20 protein-coding genes are annotated in these 19,725 nt (G+C 38.7%); 13 read left to right on the top strand and 7 right to left on the bottom strand.

All coding sequences use genetic code 11. The features are described from left to right. The first annotated feature begins 11 nt into the window (after positions 1–11). The 4 genes from KTH84_RS08095 to KTH84_RS08110 all read left to right on the top strand — a co-directional run bounded on the left by KTH84_RS08095 (position 12) and on the right by KTH84_RS08110 (position 5,203). A complete protein-coding gene (locus KTH84_RS08095; RefSeq protein WP_262472821.1) occupies positions 12–1,634 on the top strand; it encodes a BCCT family transporter in 1,623 nt (540 codons plus the stop codon). 119 nt (positions 1,635–1,753) lie between these two features. After that, the gene (locus KTH84_RS08100; RefSeq protein ID WP_262472822.1) at positions 1,754–3,820 is read left to right on the top strand and encodes a choline transporter; all 2,067 of its coding nucleotides are present in this window, start codon (positions 1,754–1,756) and stop codon (positions 3,818–3,820) included. A gap of 11 nt (positions 3,821–3,831) precedes the next feature. Further along, positions 3,832–4,446, top strand: coding sequence for a MarC family protein (locus KTH84_RS08105; RefSeq protein WP_042898164.1), 615 nt, complete (start codon positions 3,832–3,834; stop codon positions 4,444–4,446). Between the two features lie 241 nt (positions 4,447–4,687). Then, a complete protein-coding gene (locus tag KTH84_RS08110) occupies positions 4,688–5,203 on the top strand; it encodes an acyl-CoA thioesterase (RefSeq protein ID WP_042898165.1) in 516 nt (171 codons plus the stop codon). Positions 5,204–5,328: 125 nt separating this feature from the next. On the opposite strand, the gene KTH84_RS08115 is transcribed toward KTH84_RS08110, so the two are convergent. After that, positions 5,329–5,526 (bottom strand): hypothetical protein, encoded by a 198-nt coding sequence (locus tag KTH84_RS08115; RefSeq protein WP_042898166.1) that lies wholly within the window; start codon positions 5,524–5,526, stop codon positions 5,329–5,331. A gap of 495 nt (positions 5,527–6,021) precedes the next feature. Between KTH84_RS08115 and KTH84_RS08120 the strand changes: the two genes are divergently transcribed. Further along, positions 6,022–7,020, top strand: a complete 999-nt coding sequence (locus KTH84_RS08120) for a CobW family GTP-binding protein (protein WP_262472823.1) — start codon at positions 6,022–6,024, stop codon at positions 7,018–7,020. A 46-nt stretch (positions 7,021–7,066) separates the two neighbouring features. Here the strand turns inward: KTH84_RS08120 and dctA are convergent, their stop codons facing one another. Next, entirely contained in the window at positions 7,067–8,329 is a 1,263-nt protein-coding gene (gene dctA, locus KTH84_RS08125) for a C4-dicarboxylate transporter DctA (protein WP_262472824.1), read from the bottom strand. Between the two features lie 189 nt (positions 8,330–8,518). On the opposite strand from dctA, the gene KTH84_RS08130 reads away from it, so the two are divergent. From KTH84_RS08130 to pgaD, 5 genes are all read left to right on the top strand, one after another. Further along, complete coding sequence (locus KTH84_RS08130) at positions 8,519–9,049, top strand: YaeQ family protein (RefSeq protein ID WP_133974921.1); 531 nt, start codon at positions 8,519–8,521, stop codon at positions 9,047–9,049. A gap of 86 nt (positions 9,050–9,135) precedes the next feature. Continuing rightward, positions 9,136–9,474 (top strand): FKBP-type peptidyl-prolyl cis-trans isomerase, encoded by a 339-nt coding sequence (locus tag KTH84_RS08135; protein WP_004641710.1) that lies wholly within the window; start codon positions 9,136–9,138, stop codon positions 9,472–9,474. A gap of 240 nt (positions 9,475–9,714) precedes the next feature. After that, a complete protein-coding gene (pgaB, locus tag KTH84_RS08140; protein ID WP_262472825.1) occupies positions 9,715–11,709 on the top strand; it encodes a poly-beta-1,6-N-acetyl-D-glucosamine N-deacetylase PgaB in 1,995 nt (664 codons plus the stop codon). A gap of 13 nt (positions 11,710–11,722) precedes the next feature. Next, complete coding sequence (gene pgaC, locus KTH84_RS08145; protein ID WP_262472826.1) at positions 11,723–12,979, top strand: poly-beta-1,6-N-acetyl-D-glucosamine synthase; 1,257 nt, start codon at positions 11,723–11,725, stop codon at positions 12,977–12,979. An 88-nt stretch (positions 12,980–13,067) separates the two neighbouring features. After that, on the top strand, positions 13,068–13,487 hold the full coding sequence (gene pgaD, locus KTH84_RS08150) for a poly-beta-1,6-N-acetyl-D-glucosamine biosynthesis protein PgaD (RefSeq protein ID WP_202742733.1): 420 nt from the start codon (positions 13,068–13,070) through the stop codon (positions 13,485–13,487). Between the two features lie 43 nt (positions 13,488–13,530). Here pgaD and KTH84_RS08155 read toward each other — a convergent pair whose 3' ends face one another. The 4 genes from KTH84_RS08155 to KTH84_RS08170 form a co-directional block, all read right to left on the bottom strand. Continuing rightward, entirely contained in the window at positions 13,531–14,091 is a 561-nt protein-coding gene (locus KTH84_RS08155) for a TetR/AcrR family transcriptional regulator (RefSeq protein ID WP_262472827.1), read from the bottom strand. Between the two features lie 22 nt (positions 14,092–14,113). After that, on the bottom strand, positions 14,114–15,013 hold the full coding sequence (locus tag KTH84_RS08160; protein WP_262472900.1) for an alpha/beta fold hydrolase: 900 nt from the start codon (positions 15,011–15,013) through the stop codon (positions 14,114–14,116). Positions 15,014–15,034: 21 nt separating this feature from the next. Further along, positions 15,035–15,823, bottom strand: coding sequence for a crotonase/enoyl-CoA hydratase family protein (locus KTH84_RS08165; protein WP_262472828.1), 789 nt, complete (start codon positions 15,821–15,823; stop codon positions 15,035–15,037). 196 nt (positions 15,824–16,019) lie between these two features. Then, the gene (locus KTH84_RS08170) at positions 16,020–16,964 is read right to left on the bottom strand and encodes a DMT family transporter (protein WP_262472829.1); all 945 of its coding nucleotides are present in this window, start codon (positions 16,962–16,964) and stop codon (positions 16,020–16,022) included. A 401-nt stretch (positions 16,965–17,365) separates the two neighbouring features. Here KTH84_RS08170 and pnuC point away from each other — a divergent pair, with 401 nt between their 5' ends. Then, on the top strand, positions 17,366–17,941 hold the full coding sequence (gene pnuC / locus KTH84_RS08175; RefSeq protein WP_262472830.1) for a nicotinamide riboside transporter PnuC: 576 nt from the start codon (positions 17,366–17,368) through the stop codon (positions 17,939–17,941). A gap of 38 nt (positions 17,942–17,979) precedes the next feature. After that, positions 17,980–18,276, top strand: coding sequence for a hypothetical protein (locus KTH84_RS08180; RefSeq protein WP_133974907.1), 297 nt, complete (start codon positions 17,980–17,982; stop codon positions 18,274–18,276). A gap of 41 nt (positions 18,277–18,317) precedes the next feature. On the opposite strand, the gene KTH84_RS08185 is transcribed toward KTH84_RS08180, so the two are convergent. Further along, positions 18,318–19,130, bottom strand: coding sequence for an IclR family transcriptional regulator (locus tag KTH84_RS08185; protein WP_042898182.1), 813 nt, complete (start codon positions 19,128–19,130; stop codon positions 18,318–18,320). A gap of 273 nt (positions 19,131–19,403) precedes the next feature. Between KTH84_RS08185 and KTH84_RS08190 the strand changes: the two genes are divergently transcribed. Continuing rightward, the gene (locus KTH84_RS08190) at positions 19,404–19,709 is read left to right on the top strand and encodes a non-heme iron oxygenase ferredoxin subunit (RefSeq protein WP_003653126.1); all 306 of its coding nucleotides are present in this window, start codon (positions 19,404–19,406) and stop codon (positions 19,707–19,709) included. Positions 19,710–19,725: the final 16 nt, after the last annotated feature.

A 19,725-nucleotide genomic window follows, 5' to 3' on the forward strand; every position in this document is an offset into this window, starting at 1 on the left:
GGAGCAATAAGATGGTGTTGAAAAGTGATAGATATTCTTCAGACCATATTCGGTTAAATCGTTTTGTATTTTGGAGTTCAGCCATCAGTATTGGCATTTTTGGCCTACTTTTTGTGCTGTTTCCTGAAAAGAGCCAGTTCTGGTTAACCCATATACAAGAGCAGGTAAATCACTTTTTTGGGTGGTATTACATGCTGGTGATTGTGCTGTGCCTCGGTTTTGTGGCTTGGCTCGCTTTTTCAAAAGTCGGCCAGATTCCGTTAGGAAAAGACGACGACAAACCTGAGTTTGGTTATCTGGCATGGACTTCAATGCTGTTTTCGGCAGGGATTGGTATTGCGCTACTTTACTATGGTGTTGCCGAACCTGTTGATCATTTCTTACGCCCACCAGAAGGCGAAGCTGGAACCATTCAAGCTGCCCGAAATGCCATGACCTATAGCTTTTTACACTGGGGAATTCATGGTTGGGTACTCTATGCATTGCTTGGAGTCACTTTAGGTTACTTCGCTTTTAGAAAAAATTTGCCACTGGCATTACGTTCGGCACTTTACCCAATTTTTGGGGAACGTGTTCATGGCTTGGTGGGGGATTTCGTTGATGGCTTTGGAATTTTAGCAACAGTTATTTCCTTAGTGACCAATTTAGGTATTGGGGCTTTGGTACTCGTATCTGGTATTTGCTATTTACTTCCTCAAATTCCTGATAACTCTGCGACCTTAATTACCGTTGTTCTGGTCATGATGTTCGTTGCCACAATAACGACAGTGGTTGGTATTGAAAAAGGTCTGGCATGGTTATCTCGTATTAATTTACGTCTGCTCTATGCCTTACTTTTATTTGTATTTTTAACGGGCCCTACAAATCATTTATTAAATGGTCTTGTGCAAAATGTCGGTGATTATCTAAACAATTTTATTGGTAAAAGCTTCGATATGTATTTATACAATCAGAAGGCAAGTGGTTGGTTAGGTTCGTGGACCGTATTTTATTGGGCATGGTGGATTGCTTGGGCACCTTTTGTGGGTATGTTTATTGCCCGTATTTCAAAAGGACGCACAATTCGTGAAGTTGTTTTGGGTGTCTGCCTGATTCCATTAGGTTTTACACTGGCTTGGATTTCAGCTTTTGGCAATACTGCAATTTACTTAATCTTGAATCAAAAACAGAAAGTTTTGGGTGATATGGTTTTAAGTGACCCAGCATTATCATTATTTAAATTACTCGAATATCTGCCATTTAATCCTTATGTTGCTGGCATTGTTGTTGTAATTTGTTTCGTTTTATTTTTGACACCAGTTGGGTCTGGTACACTAATGATCGCTAACTTGTCCTCAAAAGGGGGCACAAATGATAGTGATTCGCCAATTTGGTTACGCGTCTTTTGGTCTGTGGTAATTACAATTGTAAGTATTGGCTTGTTACTGGCCGGTAGTTTTAACTCCATGCAAAGCGCTGTGGTGTTATGTGGTTTACCATTTTCAGTCATTATTTTGCTTTATATGTTTGGCTTAGCCAAAGCGTTAAAGGAAGATGATTTTGACCCTCAATTAGTGAAAAAGCAGTTGGCTGTTTCAAAAGACATTTCTGTCTCATCGAATTGTGACCAGAATAAAGTGACCGAGGTTTTATAACCTCCATCGATCACATCTATATATTATTTTTGCGTTTAAATATCGTCTTTTCATTATTTTGAATAGTGAAAAGACGAAGTTAAACATTTTGTTTTTATTTTTTATTCCTTGAGGATTGTATGGCAACAGATAATCCAAGAGCAGTTGATGATTTAACATTATCTAAATCTAAAAAAGACCCGCTCAACCGTGTGGTTTTTTATTTTTCAGCTGTACTTATTTTAATTTTTTCTCTCGTCACGTTTTTGTTCAATGATTTTTCAAATCGGGTAATGAATACAGTACTTCAGTGGGTAACTTCGACCTTTGGTTGGTATTACCTGCTTGCCGCAACACTTTACATGGCGTTTGTGATTTTTATTGCCTGTTCAAGATATGGCAATATTAAGCTAGGACCTAAGCATTCAAAGCCTGAGTTTAGTTTACTTAGTTGGTCTGCCATGCTGTTTTCGGCTGGTATTGGTATCGATTTAATGTTCTTCTCGGTCGCCGAACCTTTATCTCATTATATGCAACCGCCAGTAGGTGCAGCTCAGACTTACGAAGCCGCTCGTCAAAGTATGGTCTGGACATTGTTCCACTATGGTTTAACGGGTTGGTGTATGTATGCCTTGATTGGCATGTCATTGGGATATTTTAGCTATCGTTATAATTTGCCGCTTACTATTCGTTCTGCACTCTACCCAATTTTTGGTAAAAGAATTAATGGTGTGATCGGGCATAGTGTTGATACGGCTGCCGTTATCGGGACAATTTTTGGTATTGCAACAACCTGTGGGATTGGGGTGGTACAGCTGAATTATGGGCTACATGTATTATTAGGGCTACCAGAGAACATCTGGATGCAGTTTGCCCTGATTGCCATTGCAGTTGGAATCAGTATTATTTCGGTGACATCAGGCGTTAATAAAGGCCTGCGGATTTTATCTGAAATTAATATTTATGTTTCGATCGGGCTATTGCTGTTTATTTTGTTCTTGGGAAATACTGAGTTTTTACTCAATGCCCTTGTTCAAAATGTTGGTGATTACTTAAGTCGATTCCCATCTTTGGCCTTACAAAGTTTTGCGTTTGAACAGCCTAAAGAGTGGATGAGTAGCTGGACCTTGTTCTTCTGGGCGTGGTGGATTGCATGGTCGCCGTTCGTAGGGCTTTTTCTAGCTCGTATCTCAAGAGGGCGTACCATTCGTGAGTTTGTATCCGGTACTTTAATTATTCCGCTTCTATTTACAATAACGTGGTTATCTATTTTTGGTAATAGTGCATTGCACAGCGTTATTTTTGAAGGGAACCAAACCTTAGCTGCTACTGTGTTGGCGAATCCGGCTCATGGTTTTTATGATTTGTTAGCACAATATCCGGGCTTTACGTTTATTGCTTCAATTGCCACCGTAACAGGGCTTTTGTTCTATGTGACTTCTGCCGATTCGGGCGCGCTGGTTTTAGGTAATTTCACCACTAAGTTAACGCATATTGATAATGATGCTCCGCGTTGGCTGAGTGTGTTCTGGGCAATTGCCATTGGTTTACTCACGCTAGCGATGCTGATGACCAACGGAATTACGGCTTTACAAAATGCGACCATTATTATGGGATTGCCGTTTAGTTTCGTGATGTTCCTTGTCATGGCAGGGCTTTATAAGTCCTTAAGACTTGAAGATTACAGACAGGCTAGCCGAAGTATGAATGCAGCTCCTGTGGTCGGTAACGTTGATATTTTGAATTGGAAACAGCGTTTAACCCGTGTGATGCATCATCCGGGAACCACTGAAACTCTGCGCATGTTAGACACTGTCTGCCGACCAGCAGTTCAGGCCGTTGCTGATGAGCTCATCAAGCAAGGAATGAACGTGGATGTGCAGCAAACGCTGCTCGAAGATGAAGATACGCTTTATCATCTAGACTTCACTATTCATTTAGAAGAAGAGCAAAACTTCGTTTACCAGATCTGGCCTGTGCGTTATAGCGCACCGATTTTCAGTCAACGTGTGAAACGAGGTAAACAATTCTATTATCGATTAGAAACCTATCTTTATGATGGTTCTCAAGATAACGATCTAGTGGGTTACGGTAAAGAGCAAGTCATTAATGATATTTTAGATAAATATGAAAGACATATGACGTTTCTACATATTAATCGTATTAGCCCGGGGAACCGACCGTTGTTCCCAGATCCACAAGCTTAAGGGGAATATGCATGGCGTCTCCATATCTGCATTCTTTTGTTTTATTTTTCTCTTTGCTCAATCCATTTTTGATGAGCATTTATATGATTGGTCTGATCCGCCATTCAGAAACAAGGGTGTTTAATAAAGCACTGATTCAGGGAAGTGTAATTGCTTACATTGTATTTATGCTATTTGCATGGGGCGGTGAAGCAATTTTTAGTAAATATCTGAATGTACGTTTTGAAGCCTTCCAGATTTTTGGTGGGTTGATTTTTCTAGTGATTGGCTATCGCTATGTGTTTCAGGGTGCGGATACCATCGGTGAAATGCGGGGTGCGCCAGAACATCTGGCAGGCACCATTGCCATGCCTTTCATGGTTGGCCCTGGAACCATTAGTGCTGCTGTAGTCACGGGAATGGAAATGTCAATTGGTGCTGCGGCACTGGTCATTGCTTTTACCATGTTTTTAACGTGCAGCATTTTGATTTTGATGAAATTTTCACATGATCATTTACGTTATAGACATGCCAAACATATTGACCGTTATTTTGATATTGTGGGACGTTTATCTGCTTTATTAATTGGTACGATCGCTATTGATATGATTATTAATGGCGTGACTGGTGTAATTAATAAGGTATAACAACTTAATTGCAAAAGCCTGCTATGCCATTGAGAGTTGAATAAAATGGCATAGTATTTTTCTATAATACTTTCATATTTATTATAAAATTTCTAAAAAATAATATTTTTAAAAAATCTAATTTCAAAAAACAATGACAGATATTAGAAAATACAATGCCATGTTCTGGATTTAATCATGTTTTTTTTGTGAATTATCAACCATAATATTTACTGAGCTTGTTTGAGACCAGAGTTGAGCTATGCCTACATTAGATGAAATGACCACAGTGACTGATGATCAGTCAGAATTGACGATGTCAGTTTTAATGACGCCTGATATGGCAAATTTTTCAGGTAATGTTCATGGTGGTACGATTCTAAAACTACTAGACCAAGTCGCTTACGCGTGCGCTAGCCGTTATTCAGGCAGCTATGTCGTAACATTGTCTGTAGATAAGGTGAATTTTAAAGAACCGATTTATGTGGGTGAACTGGTAACTTTTTTGGCAAGTGTGAATCATGTTGGCCGTACTTCAATGGAAGTGGGTATCCGTGTTGAAGCCCAAAATATCCAGAAGCGTACAGTGCGCCATACCAATAGCTGTTATTTCACCATGGTGGCTGTTGATGAACAGGGTAAGCCTTGTGAAGTGCCTACTTTAAAACTTGAGACTGAGTGGAAACGCTGTCGTTTTGAAGCAGCAGAACACCGCAAGGTTTTACGTCTACAAGAAAATCACAACCCATCTTGTAGTATGTATAAAAAATCTTCTTAAAAAAAACTGAATTAAAAAAGGATCGAACCGCAGCATGGTTCGATCCTTTTTCTTTACTGAAATTCAAATTCCTTTTTTCTTTCCAGTAAAATTATCTCTGAGCTTGGAGGAGAGTGCAGAGATAATTAACGAGTAGCAGGAGCAGCTTCAGAAGCAGAACCTACAGCATCAGATGCAGCATTTGCAGTGTTTGCTTGTTCTTGAGTTGAAACAACAACTTTCTCTTCAGCAGGAGCATGAACTTGATCATGTTTAGAAGCAGCAAAAGTTGAAGCAGCAGTTAAAGCTAGAGTAGTTGCAAGTAAAGTCTTAGCTAATTTCATGTTAGGGCATCCTTAAATTCATTAAAAAAATAAATCAAACCTAATCATTTAAACCTACACATGGAATATGTATGGCTGAATGACTAAGCTAGGACACATGCTAAGCCCAGCTTAGGATTACATCAATTAACTTAACAATCTATTACGCCTATCTTAACAATAAAAAATATATGGGCCATTTATGTGCGGAATCTGTAACGCTAAGGCCCTTAAATACCCCTTAAAATGTGAAAAAATATTTCTTCTTGATTGAAAAAGAATCAGGTTTGTTACCTAAAACTAACACTCTGGCATGAATTGTGAATACGCTTAAATAGAATATTCCGTTGGTTATGGGGAGATTAAAGCTATTTTAGATTATAAGTGAGATGTGAGTCTCACTTTTGGTTTGTTAATTAGAAATTAAAAACCATAGACCAAATTTAAAAATCATTTACATGACAAAAAATAGTGATATACCTAAAATGTCTGAGACCGTTTTAATTTGAGTGACTTGTGAAATTTATTGCCCAGAAAACTGTTCCTACCCATATTATTTCTGGTTTTTTGGGGGCAGGGAAAACTACGTTATTGCAGCATTTATTAAGTCAGAAGCCTAAAGATGAGGTATGGGCTGTCTTAATGAACGAGTTTGGGCAAATTGGAGTAGATCAACAACTATTACCTCAAGAACAAGGTTACGCGGTAAAAGAGTTATTAGGCGGTTGTTTATGTTGTAGCAGTCAATTGCCTATGCACATTGCTTTAGCTCGCCTGTTGAGTGAGCAAAAGCCAGACCGTCTTTTTATTGAGCCGACTGGTCTTGGGCATCCTTCTCAATTATTTGACCAACTGACTGAGCCGCATTGGCAAAGTAGTTTGGCAATGCGTGCTTTGGTGACTGTAGTCGATGGTAGCCGCTTGCATGATACAAACTGGGTCAAACAAAATCTTTATGAAGACCAGTTAAAAGCGGCCCAGATAGTAGTGGTGTCACATACCGATATCATGACTTTTGAAGACGAGCAGACACTTGAGTCACTAAAAGAAGAGTATCAACCCTATCAACAAGAATGGATTAAGACGCAATATGGTCAGTTAGCATTAAATGAAATTGATGTAGCCGCCCGTTTAACCGAGAGATCCATACAACCTTTACTTAAACTTCAAAAGCAAATGACTGAAGCTGAAGTGACTAAAGAAATTCAGCAGTTACCTTACCATTATGTAGAGTCGGCACAAGGTTATATCGTGGCGGGTTGGAAGTTGCCTAAACGGTGGAAATTTGAATTTTATGCTTTGCTAGATTTATTGTGTGCACAGCAAGATTGGCTACGTATTAAGGGAATTTTTAATACGGATCAAGGATGGAAAACATTTAATTTTAATCCTGATCAGTTTAATTATAAGTCTGGTGAAGAGGGAATTGATAACCGAATTGAAATAATTAGCCAGCAAGAACACGATTGGTTAGCTTTTGAAACGGCTTTACTGGCTTGTCAGATTCAAGAATAGAGAACATTGAGAACTAATAAATCAATGTTCTCTGACGGGGGCAGCTTTAAGGTTTTGTATTTAACACAGCCTTTGCTTGAGCATGGTCAATATCTTTTTCCCAGTGAGCAATCACTACGGTCGCGACACAATTGCCAATTAAGTTGGTACAGGCACGGATAATTCCAATAAACCAGTCTACTGAAAGTAAAAGTACTAAACCAATCGCAGGAAGGCTTGGAATCACTGAAAGCGTGGCTGCAAGAATAACTAATGCTGAACCAGGAATTCCATGAGCGCCTTTAGACGTGATGAGAGAAACCAGTAAAATAGCCAGTAAGTCATGCATAGATAAATCAATATTGCAGGCCTGTGCAATAAAAATAACACCTAGAGTTAAGTAAATTGAAAATCCATCCAGATTAAAAGAATAACCAGTTGGAATGACCAGCCCTACGGTTGAATCTTTAATTCCCAGATTTCTGAGCTTTTTCATAATTTGGGGTAAAACAGAATCAGAAGAGGCGGTACCCAAAACAATGGCTAACTCATCTTTAAAATAAGCCACGAATTTAAAAATGTTGAGACCTGTAAGTTTTAAAATTGCACCTAAAACAACCACAACAAATAAAATGCAGGTCGCATAAAACAGTAAAACCAAATAGCCCAGTTGTAAGAGTGAGTCTAAACCGAATTTAGCAGTGGTATAGGCCACTGAACCGAACACACCAATAGGCGCTAAACGAATAATCAGCCCCATAATTTTAAAGAAGACTTCAGAGAAAGCCTCAAGAGCTTGTCGTACCAGTTCTGCCAAATGTTTTGGAATTAAGAGTAGGGAAACGCCAAATAAAATGGCAATCAGTAAAACTTGTAGAATATCGCCGTTAGCAAAAGCACCAGTAAATGTTTTTGGAATAATGTTCAGTATGAAATCAGAACCGGTGTGCATTTCATGGGCACGTTCGGTATAGGTGCTTAAATCTTTTGCATCTAAATGGCTGATATCGATATTCATGCCGACGCCAGGTTTAAATACATAGGCCACAATAATGCCTAAAACTAAAGCGAAACTTGTGACCACTTCAAAATAGAGAATGGTTTTTGCACCGACTTTGCCCATTTTTTTAATATCATTTGCACCATAAATACCAAGTACAACGACACAAAACACAATTGGTGCAATCAGCATTTTAATTAAAGAGATAAAACCGTCACCCAATGGCTTTAAAGATAGGGAGAAATCATGAAAACCAGCTCCAACTGCAACTCCAAGAAAGAGAGCACAAAGAACCTGTAAAAATAAACTACGCTTGAGCTTTTGCCACATAAGTCATCAATTTTAGGAAGAGGAGAATATCTCTTTTAAGCAAAAAGCCAGCCAACTCTAAAATTAAGTGGAGCGTTTTGGAGGAATATGCAAATTTCATATTGCTATGTTTTCGCATTACTCAGTTTTTTTATAATTTTTTAGCTAAAATCGAGTATCCTTAGCGCCAAATTTTGGGACATTTTAACCATGGCGCTTAAAGCAACAATTTATAAAGCAGATTTGAATATTGCCAATATGGATGACCATATTTACGGTGATTATCAACTTACACTCGCTTTGCATCCTTCTGAAACTATAGAACGATTAATGGTTCGTTTAATGGCTTTTGCCCGTTTTGCAAGTGATGAACTTGAGTTTACGAAAGACCTTTTTGAAACTGATGAGCCTGCGCTATGGCAAAAGGATTTAACAGGTCAGCTAGAAACATGGATTGAAGTGGGTTTACCTTCAGAAGATAAAGTCAAAAAAGCCAGTGCGCGTTGTAAAAAAGTTGTAATTGTTGTCTATGGCACACAAGTCGAAGAGTGGTGGAAGAGAAATAGCAAAATTAAAACGTTAAGTAATGTTCAAGTCTGGCAGCTTGCGCCCGCGAGCACAGTAGAGCTAGAAAAACTATGTGAACGTACCATGCAACTACAGTTAAATGTTATGGACACAGAGTGGACCCTTTTAGGTGATAAGGGGCAAGCCAATGTGGTGTGGACCCAGTTACAGTAAAATAGAAAAGCGCAACAAATTCGACAGATTCAATTGGTACACTAGGCACCAGTTGCTATTTAGAAATTCGATTCAAGGGGTAAACCATGTCAAATGAATTAGAAATTATCGACTTAAAGATAGGTGAAGGCAAAGAAGCTGTTAAAGGCGCTTTAATTACCACTCACTATACAGGTTGGTTAGAAGATGGTACCAAATTCGACTCTTCAATTGATCGCGGTAATTACTTTGAGTGTGTGATTGGTACAGGTCGTGTCATTAAAGGCTGGGACCAAGGTATCATGGGAATGAAAGTTGGCGGTAAACGTAAATTAATCGTACCTGCTCATTTAGCATATGGTGAGCGTAAAATGGGTAAGATTATTCCAGCCAATTCTAATTTGATTTTTGAAATTGAATTGTTTGATGTTAAAACCCGGGACTAGTGAAAAATTTGAAGCCCTTTAGGGGGCTTTCTTGTTTATATGAGCTTTAAATATAAATACATTCATAATTTATATTTTAGCTTTTTGAATATTTAAGATTACTTTCAGTTTATTTGATTATAAATGGCATCTGAAAAACTGTTTTTTTATAAATAGTTTTGATCTTAAGGTCGGCTTAGATAAATCCAAAGTCCATCGGATCAAACTTCACATCAGTCATCTATATTGAGACGCTATTTCATGATTATCCGCTTTGCATCTCCTTTGTTGAATCTTACGCTTGGATTGGCCCTTGCTGGCATGTCAGGTATGGCATTGGCTAAACCACAAAAACTCGATGCTTCAACACTTACGGTCATTGGGTATCATGAAATTACTGATACAAAAAATGCAATGATTCCTGATTATGCGGTAACGACTCAACAATTTACTCAGCATGTTGAATGGTTACAAAAGAATGGCTTCCATTTTATTACTGTTGATCAGTTAATCCGTGCACATCAAGGTAAATATCGACTGCCGACTAAGCCAGTATTATTGACGGTAGATGACGGATATCAATCTTTTTATCAAAATGCATACCCTGTAATTAAAGCTAAAAAGATTCCTGTTGTTTTAGCAGTGGTCGGTTCATGGCTAGAGCCAAAATCCGGTCAGAAGGTTGATTTTTCTGGTGAAGAAATTTCACGTGATAAAATCTTGAGCTGGAATGAGCTAAAAGAGATGCAAGACAGTGGTCTGGTTGAAATTGCGAGCCATAGCTATCATTTGCACCGCGGTATTACGGGCAACCCTCAAGGTAATTCAGAACCTGCGGCAACCACACGTTTTTACGATATTAAAACTCAAAGCTACGAAAACGACGAACAATATCAGGCTCGTATTTATAATGACCTGAAAAAGAATAATGAATTACTTAAAGCCCATGGCTTACGTTCGCCTCGTATTATGGTATGGCCATATGGTCGCTATAATATGCAAACTGTCCAAATTGCGAAAAAATTAGGCATGCCAGTGACCATTACACTTGATGATGGGGCAGATCATGCTAAACAGTCTTTACAAAATATGAGCCGTATTTTGGTCGAAGGTGGAATGACAACTGATGATTTATCTCAGGAAATTAAAAGTCGTGAATTAAATCTGACAGATAATAATCGTCCTCAAAAAATCATGCATATCGATCTGGACTATATTTATGATCCGGACCCGAAACAACAAGAGCGTAATTTAGGACACTTGTTAGATCGAATTAATGGAATGGGTGTAAATACCGTTTATTTACAGGCATTTTCAGATCCCGATGCGAATGGTTCTGCTGATATGGTTTATTTCCCAAACCGCCATATTCCAATGCGTGCAGACTTGTTTAACCGTGTGGCGTGGCAAATCCAGACACGCACACCTGTAAGTCGTATTTATGCATGGATGCCATTATTGGCATGGGAATTACCAAAGACTGATCCTGTTTCTAAAGACTTGGTGGTGACTCAGCAGGAGAAAGCAGGTGAACACCTGAACATGGGCTATATCCGTTTGAGTCCTTTCTCGCCAGAAGCCCGCCAAACAATTCGTGAAATTTATCAAGATTTGGCAAAATCAACGCCGTTTAATGGCATCTTGTTCCATGATGATGTGACATTATCTGATTATGAAGATGCAAGTCCTGATGCTTTAAAAGCCTATGCGAAGCAAGGTTTGCCAACAGATTTGGCAAAAATCCGTGAAAATGATCAAGACTTGCAAAAATGGACAGCGTTTAAGACCAGATACCTTGATGATTTCGCTATGGAGTTGGTTGAAGATGTTCGACAATATGAGCCATTCTTGCTGACTGCACGTAATTTATATGCGCAAGTGGCTTTAAAACCATATGCTGAAAACTGGTACTCACAGTCGCTTGAAGAGTCATTAAAGCGTTATGATTTTACAGCTATTATGGCAATGCCTTATATGGAGCAGGTCGATAATGCTGATCAATTCTATAAAGATATGGTTGATCGGGTAAAACAATACCCGAATGGCATCAAGAAAACCGTTTTTGAATTACAGGCAACCGACTGGCGTAAAAACGAAAAGGTACCTTCAGCTGAAATGGCAGCAACAATTCATTCTCTTTATCAGCAAGGTGTAATGCATGTCGGATATTATCCAGATGATCCAATCAAAGATCATCCAGATGTTGACGTGATGCATAAAGCATTTGCTGAAAAATCATCTCGTCTTGTGCCGTAGTCGGGGCTGAAACATGACAATCTTTGCTGCGATATGGTCGCATGCCTTAAAATTCGTTTTTTATTATCCATTATTCATGTCGTATTTATGGATGATGGGTGCGATCATTTTCTATTGGAAAGAACGTCAGGCTCCAGCTTATGATCAACCAGCTCCATTAGAAAGTTATCCAAAAGTCGCTGTATTAGTTCCTTGTTTTAATGAAGGGGATAATGCAGAAGAAACCATTAGCCATGCTTTAAAACTAGACTATCCTCATTTTGAAGTCATCGCGATTAATGATGGTAGCTCCGATAATACAGGTGAAGTACTTGACCGTTTAGCAGAACAACATGAAAAATTACGTGTTGTTCATTTGGCTCAAAACCAAGGTAAAGCCATGGGGTTACAAGCCGGAAGCTTAATGACCGATGCCGAATTTTTAATTGGTATTGACGGTGATGCTTTACTTGATCCACATGCAGCAAAGTGGATGATTCGTCATTTTCTTAAAAATCCGACTGTTGCTGCGGTTACTGGAAACCCACGTATCCGCACTCGCTCAACTTTATTAGGGCGTATTCAGGTCGGTGAGTTTTCTTCGATTGTAGGTATGATTAAACGTGCACAACGTACTTTTGGTCGCTTGTTTACCGTGTCAGGTGTAATTACGGCTTTTCGTAAAAGCGCCGTTCACCAAGTCGACTATTGGTCACCTAATATGTTGACTGAAGATATTGATATCACTTGGAAATTACAGCGTGCAGGTTGGGATATTGAGTTTGAACCGAATGCCTTGGTCTGGATTTTAATGCCTGAAACCTTAAATGGGTTGTGGAAACAACGTTTACGTTGGGCAATGGGTGGCGCACAAGTATTAATTAAAAATATTGATGTGTTCACCAAACCAAAATTGAATTTTTTATGGCCTTTAATGTTTGAGCTTTGCTTAACTTTAGTCTGGTCATATTTAATGCTAGCGATGGCTATATTGTGGTTGGCACATTTTATTTTACCCGTACCAGCACTAGCCGTTGTGAGCTCTCCATTTTTACCGTATGGTAGCGGTATTTTATTGGGGGCAACCTGTCTAATTCAGTTTGCTTTAAGCAAATGGATGGATAGTCGTTATGAACCAAACCTAGGAAAAAACTATTTCTGGATGATCTGGTATCCATTGGTCTTTTGGTTAATTACGGTTTCGGCAACCATTGTAGCATTTCCAAGAGTCTTACGGCGTGGGGATGAGAAACGAGCACGTTGGGTGAGCCCGGATCGGGGCATTCGCTAGATGAAATGCAAAAGTCATGAGATTTTAAAGATCGTGCTGTGTTGATGTCTGGGGAAAAACCGCAGCACTCCGTTAGGTAAAGAGAGAAATGAAGACAGATTCGTTGATTATTGATTTACGCCGTCAATTACCATGGCATAAACGCTATGCTTCTACAACAAGCACAGCCATGATGTGGGCGGTTTGGTTGTTGTTGTGGCGTCCGTTCGTGTTTGTATGGCTATTGGTTGAACTACAAAAAACTCATTTGGTACACCGTTTATTTAGTGCCTTTGGTGTAGGAATTGAGCATGGTCTTACAGCATTAATTGCTTGTGCAATTTGCTTATTGTTGTGGAGCCATGTACTACCGGAGCGCCGTGTCGGTGGTAGTGCGCTTAAAATGAAACAGACTGATGATTATGCTCGCTACTTCGATTTACCAGAGCTTGAAATCGAGCAGGGGCGTAGCCAAAAAATTACCGTAGTTCATCATAATGATGAAGGTAAGATTATTCGAGTTGAATAAGCCTTATTAATCAAATAAAGCCCACTTTAAGTGGGCTTTATTTTTATGAACTGAGAAATCCAAGAATACGTTGTTTGACTTGATTAATATAAAACTCATCATGGGTGACACGGTACATCAAGATCGCACCTTCATAATCAGCAATACTTTGTTTTGCTAAAATCTCTGCTTGATCTTGAGCAATGCACTTTGCAAAAATAGACTGAATTGCAAGTTGCCAGTCCTGAAAAATGCTGCGTATTTTGGCTAAAATTTTAGGTGAGCCATATGCTGCTTCCATAGAAATGATACCTATTAAGCAGCCGTTAACACCTTGTGTAAAAAAATGAATAGCACGCTCATGCATTTGCTCAAACCGTTCAATTGCAGAGCAGTCAGAATTTGCTGTGCTTTGAAATAAAGAATGGATTAAATATTGATGAGTGCCATTTAGCACTTCAAGCAATAGTGCTTCTTTGTTTGGATAATAATAATAAAAAGAAGCTTTAGTCAGGCCACAGGCCTTTGCCAGCATGTCCATACTGGTGCCTGCGTAACCATAGGTTTTAAACTGCAAAGCACAGTGCTTGAGCAATTCTTCTTTCGCAAGTTTCGGCGGTCTCATCTTAAATTATCCAAAACATAAATCAGGCTTTTACCAAATCATCAAAAGTGGTGCGGACTTTACTCCAGATCTGTTCAGCATCTTTTTTAAAGTAGCCCATGTGCCCAATGGTTTTCATTGAAACATCTTGAGGTTGAAGGCTAATGTAGGTGACCGGAGCTTGTCGATAATATTGCATAAATGCGCGGCAAGAAGCTGGCAAAGCCCAGTCATCATCAAGGGCAGAGGTTGCATAAATTGGTGTTTTAACTGAGGCATATTGTTCAATTAAATGTTGCTGTTCTGGGTCAGCAAAAAAATACTTAGGATTTTTACACCACTTTCGCCACTGTTTATAAACATTTAGAGGTAAGTCAGAACCCATATTAAATTTGCTCCAAGGCAAATAACCTGTCACAGCGACGATAGGTGGAAACACAATATTCCAGACCACTTGAACTTTAAAACGTTCTTTGAGTGGCATATAGCCATGCCAGCCAGCCCCAGTGCCAAAGGTGTAGCAGGCCAATAATTTATCATGATTAGGTAATAGCCCTAATGCATGCCCGCCGTAAGAATGACCCACCATTAAAAGAGGTAGAGGTTCTTGTGATAAATATTCAATAGCGCCTGCTAAGTCGAGTTTGCCCCAGTCGAGGTAAGACATATCAAAGCCTTTTAAAGATTTGGGACTCGATTTCCCCACACCTCGATAATCGAAGGTGAATACTTGATAACCATATTGCGTCATATATTCAGCAAAGCGACGGTAAAACTCGTGTGGTACGCCAGTAGCTCCGGCAACGACAATGTTGGCCTTAGCTGGTGACGTCGTAAAGTAACGAGTGCCCTTGAGTTGATAGCCATCTAAAGCTGAAAATTGTACATTTTGGCTAAGCTGTTCGTTCGTTTGAGTTGCTAATTGCATTGCTTTTCTCTTTATTTTTCTAGCTTGGATTAAGCTTTATTTACCTTTAAAAACAGGAGGTCTTTTTTGCAACATTGAAAAAACTCCTTCTTGTACGTCTTCAGTTTTTAATAAGGGATGAAGATGATTTTGTAACTGGCTAAATGCAGCTTGATAACCTTCATTAATGGCTTCACGTGCTGAAGCTAGGGTAGCTTTTACCGCGAGTGGAGCCGCTTGAGCAATATGTTCAGCGAGCTCTATTGCACGGTTGAGTTCAGTACCTTCAGGACAAATTTCTGTAATTAGGTTCATATCCAAGGCGGCTTTTGCATCAAAAGGGTCACCCGTAAGCAAGTAGCGCATGGCTTTGGCCCAACCCGCAGCTTGAGTAAAGCGTGCTGTTGCCCCACCAAAAGGTAAGATGCCACGTTGGACTTCCATTTGTGCAAACTGAGTATTTTCACTTGCTAAAGCAATGTCTGCATTTAGAAAGAGTTCAATGCCTGCGGTGTAGCAATAACCTTGTACCGCAACAATCAACGGTTTACTCAGTTTTCGTCCAACTGTGCCCCAAGGATTAACTTCTTCATCACTAAAATCAAAAACACCAGTAGCAAGTTTAGGTTGTAACTCTACGAGGTCTAATCCAGCCGTAAAATGGTCACCATGGGCAAATATTACTGCACAGCGCAGCTCATCATTATTTTCATATTCAGTGAGTGCTTGTGATAAATCTTTAATCATGTGGCTGTCAAAAGCATTACGTTTTGCTGCCCGATCCAGCCCAATTAAAAAAATATGTCCGCGGGTTTCACGGCTAACTTTTCCTTCTTGATTTGACATATCGTGATGTCCTTTATTTGTCTTTAATAAGTTTTTAAACGTTCGTTAGAAAACTGTCAAATACAATTTATAGACTACTTCGTAAACAGAAATAGAAGGAGAGATTAAAATAAAACTAAACTTTTATTCTTAAGATTAATATAAATATGAGGGGGTAGAATAACCTGATGAGTGGTCCCAATCAGGTTATCAAACATTATGTTGGACGACGTGAATACATAACTAGTCCTAGGCATAACAGGGTTAAACCTAAAATAAGGTGTGAGCTGAGCTGTTCATGGTTGAACCATGTTCCCCAAAATGTAGCGAGAACAGGGGTAATAATGGTAATGAGCAACACAGTGGTCGGTTGTAGTACCTTAATGAGTTGATAATAAAAAATCATGGCAAGCACAGATGAAAAGACTGCACTATAAAAGACTGCTATTGAAATTTTCAGGCTTGGGAATTCAGTTGGAAGATGTGACCAAAAGAAAGGTAATAGACATACATAACCTACCCATGAAACAAGGGTGGCACCTGTCATTTGTGTAATGGGCGGAATATATGCTCCGACAGATTTTACGGCAAAAGTCGACAATACATAAAACAGCATCGCAATCAGTTCTAATATAATACCGGTGCGGTTGAGCTGAAAACCTGATGAAGATAGTCCTAAAGTAAAGCTCATCCCGACAAGCGCTATACCCAGCCCAAGCCACTGCCATGCCGAAAAACGTTCACGTCCTAATAAAAAAGAGCTGATGAGTCCGGACACTAACGGAGAAGTCCCGTAAATAATTGAAATAATGGCAGAGGGGACTTTATCTGCACCCATGTAGCAAAAGGCCATAGACCCAAATAAGCCAATAGCTCCGGCACAATAACTTAAAACAGCTTTTTTACTAAAGATCAGTTTTAAACGAAAAAATCGTAGACAGAGTAAGGCTATTGGAATCGCCAAACTGAATCGAATAAATAATCCCCATGCCCAATGAATTTCTTGTACTGTCCAGACGGCTGCGAGTGGGGTAAGCGACCAAATCATGACGACAGCAATAAATTGGCCGGCTGTAGCGAGGCGAGTTGGAGTTAAAGAGGGTGCTACAGCCGGCTGAGTCTGCGTGGTAGAAATACTCTGTTGTTCAAATAATGGCTTCATATAAAGCTCCAGAAAGTTTGGTTTTTGTGTTTTAAAAGGCATAAAAAAAGCCGCGTTTTATGGCGGCTTGTTATGAAAATCAGGGGGTATATTACAAATGGAATATCTTGATTTTCTCATCCAAAGCGCCAGATTGTCCAAAATAAGGACGTCGCCAATCGGCCATAGAGACATTGACCTCTAAGGCATATAATTGATGAACCAGACATAAATGGGCTTTAGATAAAAACATGATAAGTATATTAAAATATAGATGATATTTTTATAACACAGAAATAGAAAAGTACAAATTATATTCAAGCACGAACCACAGATTTTTTGATTTCAAATTAGCAGTTTGCTTAACTTGATATTTTTCTCATAATACCTCGTCGAATTGATCTCTATAAGAAGCTGTTCTTATGTCACCTTTAGAAATTTTTGCAGTCTTGATTAGCCTAATTGGAGTTGGATTAACTGTTATTAGGAACATGTGGTGTTGGCTGTTTAATTTCTTTGCCTTTGTTTTATATGCATATTTATTTTACGAATTTAAGCTTTATGGTGAAACGATTTTGCAGTTCTTTTTCATGGTCGTAAATTTTTATGGTTTTTACTACTGGTTTAAGGGAAAGCAGCAAGATCATGACATTCGGATTGAACCAATTGCAGTTCAAAAAGTAATTTTTCAAATGATTATTGCAGCGGTGGGTGGCTTACTTTTTGGATTGATTCTCAAAAACTTTACCGATGCAGCGGTGCCAATGCTCGATTCGCAGTTAGCAGCGTTTAGTTTACTCGCAACCTATTGGACTAGTCGCAAGCATATTGCAACATGGGTACTTTGGGTCTTTGTCGATATTATTTATGTAGGCATGTTTATCTATAAAGATTTATTTTTAACTGCTGGATTATATGCAGCGTTTGTTTTAATGGCTGCTTATGGTTGGTATCAATGGGAAAAGGTGAAAAGAAAACAAGCAACTATTACTCAATAATACGACCGACTTCATGAGAAGACAAAATGGGAATTTCAATGTTATTGAGTTTAGATGATTATAAGTGTCAGCAGTTTGACGAGGCAGCCGCAAAAATAATGGCAGAGCCACAAAACTATGGTGAATTTGATTCTGTGTCCGATTTTTATAAAGCAGCTTGGTTAAATGAGTTCCCGAAAGGTACAACAGTTTCAGCCACAGGACTAGATGATGGCGCAGAAGAGTTTTATGCTGTTATTGCCTTTAAATCTCAATACTTACAGATTGATGTAACCGATAAAACTAAGTTCAGTTTTAAAAATCAACAAGGTAATGTGATCACTACACTTGTTTGAATGATTTTTTGAAAAGAAAAAGGCGATTTTAAAACGCCTTTTTAATAAATAAATTTTGAAATTTTATTTGCTGTTTCCACAACTAAACTTGCGATATCTTCTTTGAAGGTTCTTTCATCATAGGTGGTAATTGGGCAACTCACTGAAATAACAGCCACCATTTTGCCATTTGACTGTTTAAAAATAGGTGCCGCGCAGGCTGCCATATCGTGATTATAATGACCCCAACTCACCATGGTTTTTTGTGTTTTCACATAAACCAGTCTTTGCAATAACGTTTTTAAGTTAGTCGGAGTAAGTTCAGAGAAGCTATCCCAGTCGTTAAAATTACGATAACGCTGTCGTACTTCAGTTTCCGGTAAATCTGACAATAACATTTGACCAATCACGGTTGCATGGGCAGGCCAACGCGTACCTAAGCTAATGTTACTGGTGAAGGTACCCATAGACTGAATATTATTTACAAAGACAATGTGAGTGCCTTCTAAAATAGAAAGATGAACAGCCAATTTAGTTTGGTCACGTAGTTCTTTCATTAAAGGTGTCGATAAATCAAGTAATGAAAGTTTAGATAAACTGTTAAAACCTAGCTCCATTACTTTTGAATCGAGTGCATAAGTTTTTTGAGAGGCTTTTCTTAAATAGCCACAAGATTCGAGTGTATAGATCAGACGAAATGCACTAGAACGGTTCACTTCTAAAATTTCAGCAATTTCAGTAATTGTCATTTCTTGTGCTTGTTGATTAAAAGCTTGCAAGATGGCTAAACCTCGAACAAGTCCGGGTACTAAATATCGATCATCATTTTTTGTTGTTTCTGATTCTTGTGAATCTTCTTCAATTGTTAGGCTCATTCGTGTCTTTTTCCTATAAATAAAACAAGGTTCAATTTGGGGCATGCTGCTTTATTTTAGAACTATTGTAATTGTTAAAAATACATAAAACAATTTTTATATTTAAAACTTTGTTTCCTGTTTGAAACGTAACAAAATATTTAAATTTTATTAAGATGATGAATTATCTATCTATTTTTACTTTGACAAAAAATGATCAAGGGTATTATGCTTAACCCATGTTTTGAAAATCAAATTATGTTTTGTATATAAAACAAAATGAGGACGCAAGGTATGAGTTGGATCTCAATTTGTCAGCAGGGTGACGTTAGCGAAGATGAGCCGAAAGCCATCGAAATTGAAGGGAAGAAAATTGGCGTATTTTTCGTCGATGAAAATTACTTTGCGATTGAAAATGTTTGCCCTCATGCATATGCCTTATTAACCGAAGGATTTATCGAAGATCAAACTGTTGAATGTCCATTGCACGAAGCAATTTTTGACATTCAGACAGGTGAGCTAAAAAGTGGGCCTGGGTGTAGAAACCTATGCACGTACCCAGTTCGTGTTGAAGGGCAGGATATTCAAATTCAACTCTAGTCCTCACATGTACAAG

Source organism: Acinetobacter sp. WU_MDCI_Abxb74, assembly GCF_025513915.1.
GTDB lineage: Bacteria > Pseudomonadota > Gammaproteobacteria > Pseudomonadales > Moraxellaceae > Acinetobacter > Acinetobacter calcoaceticus_C.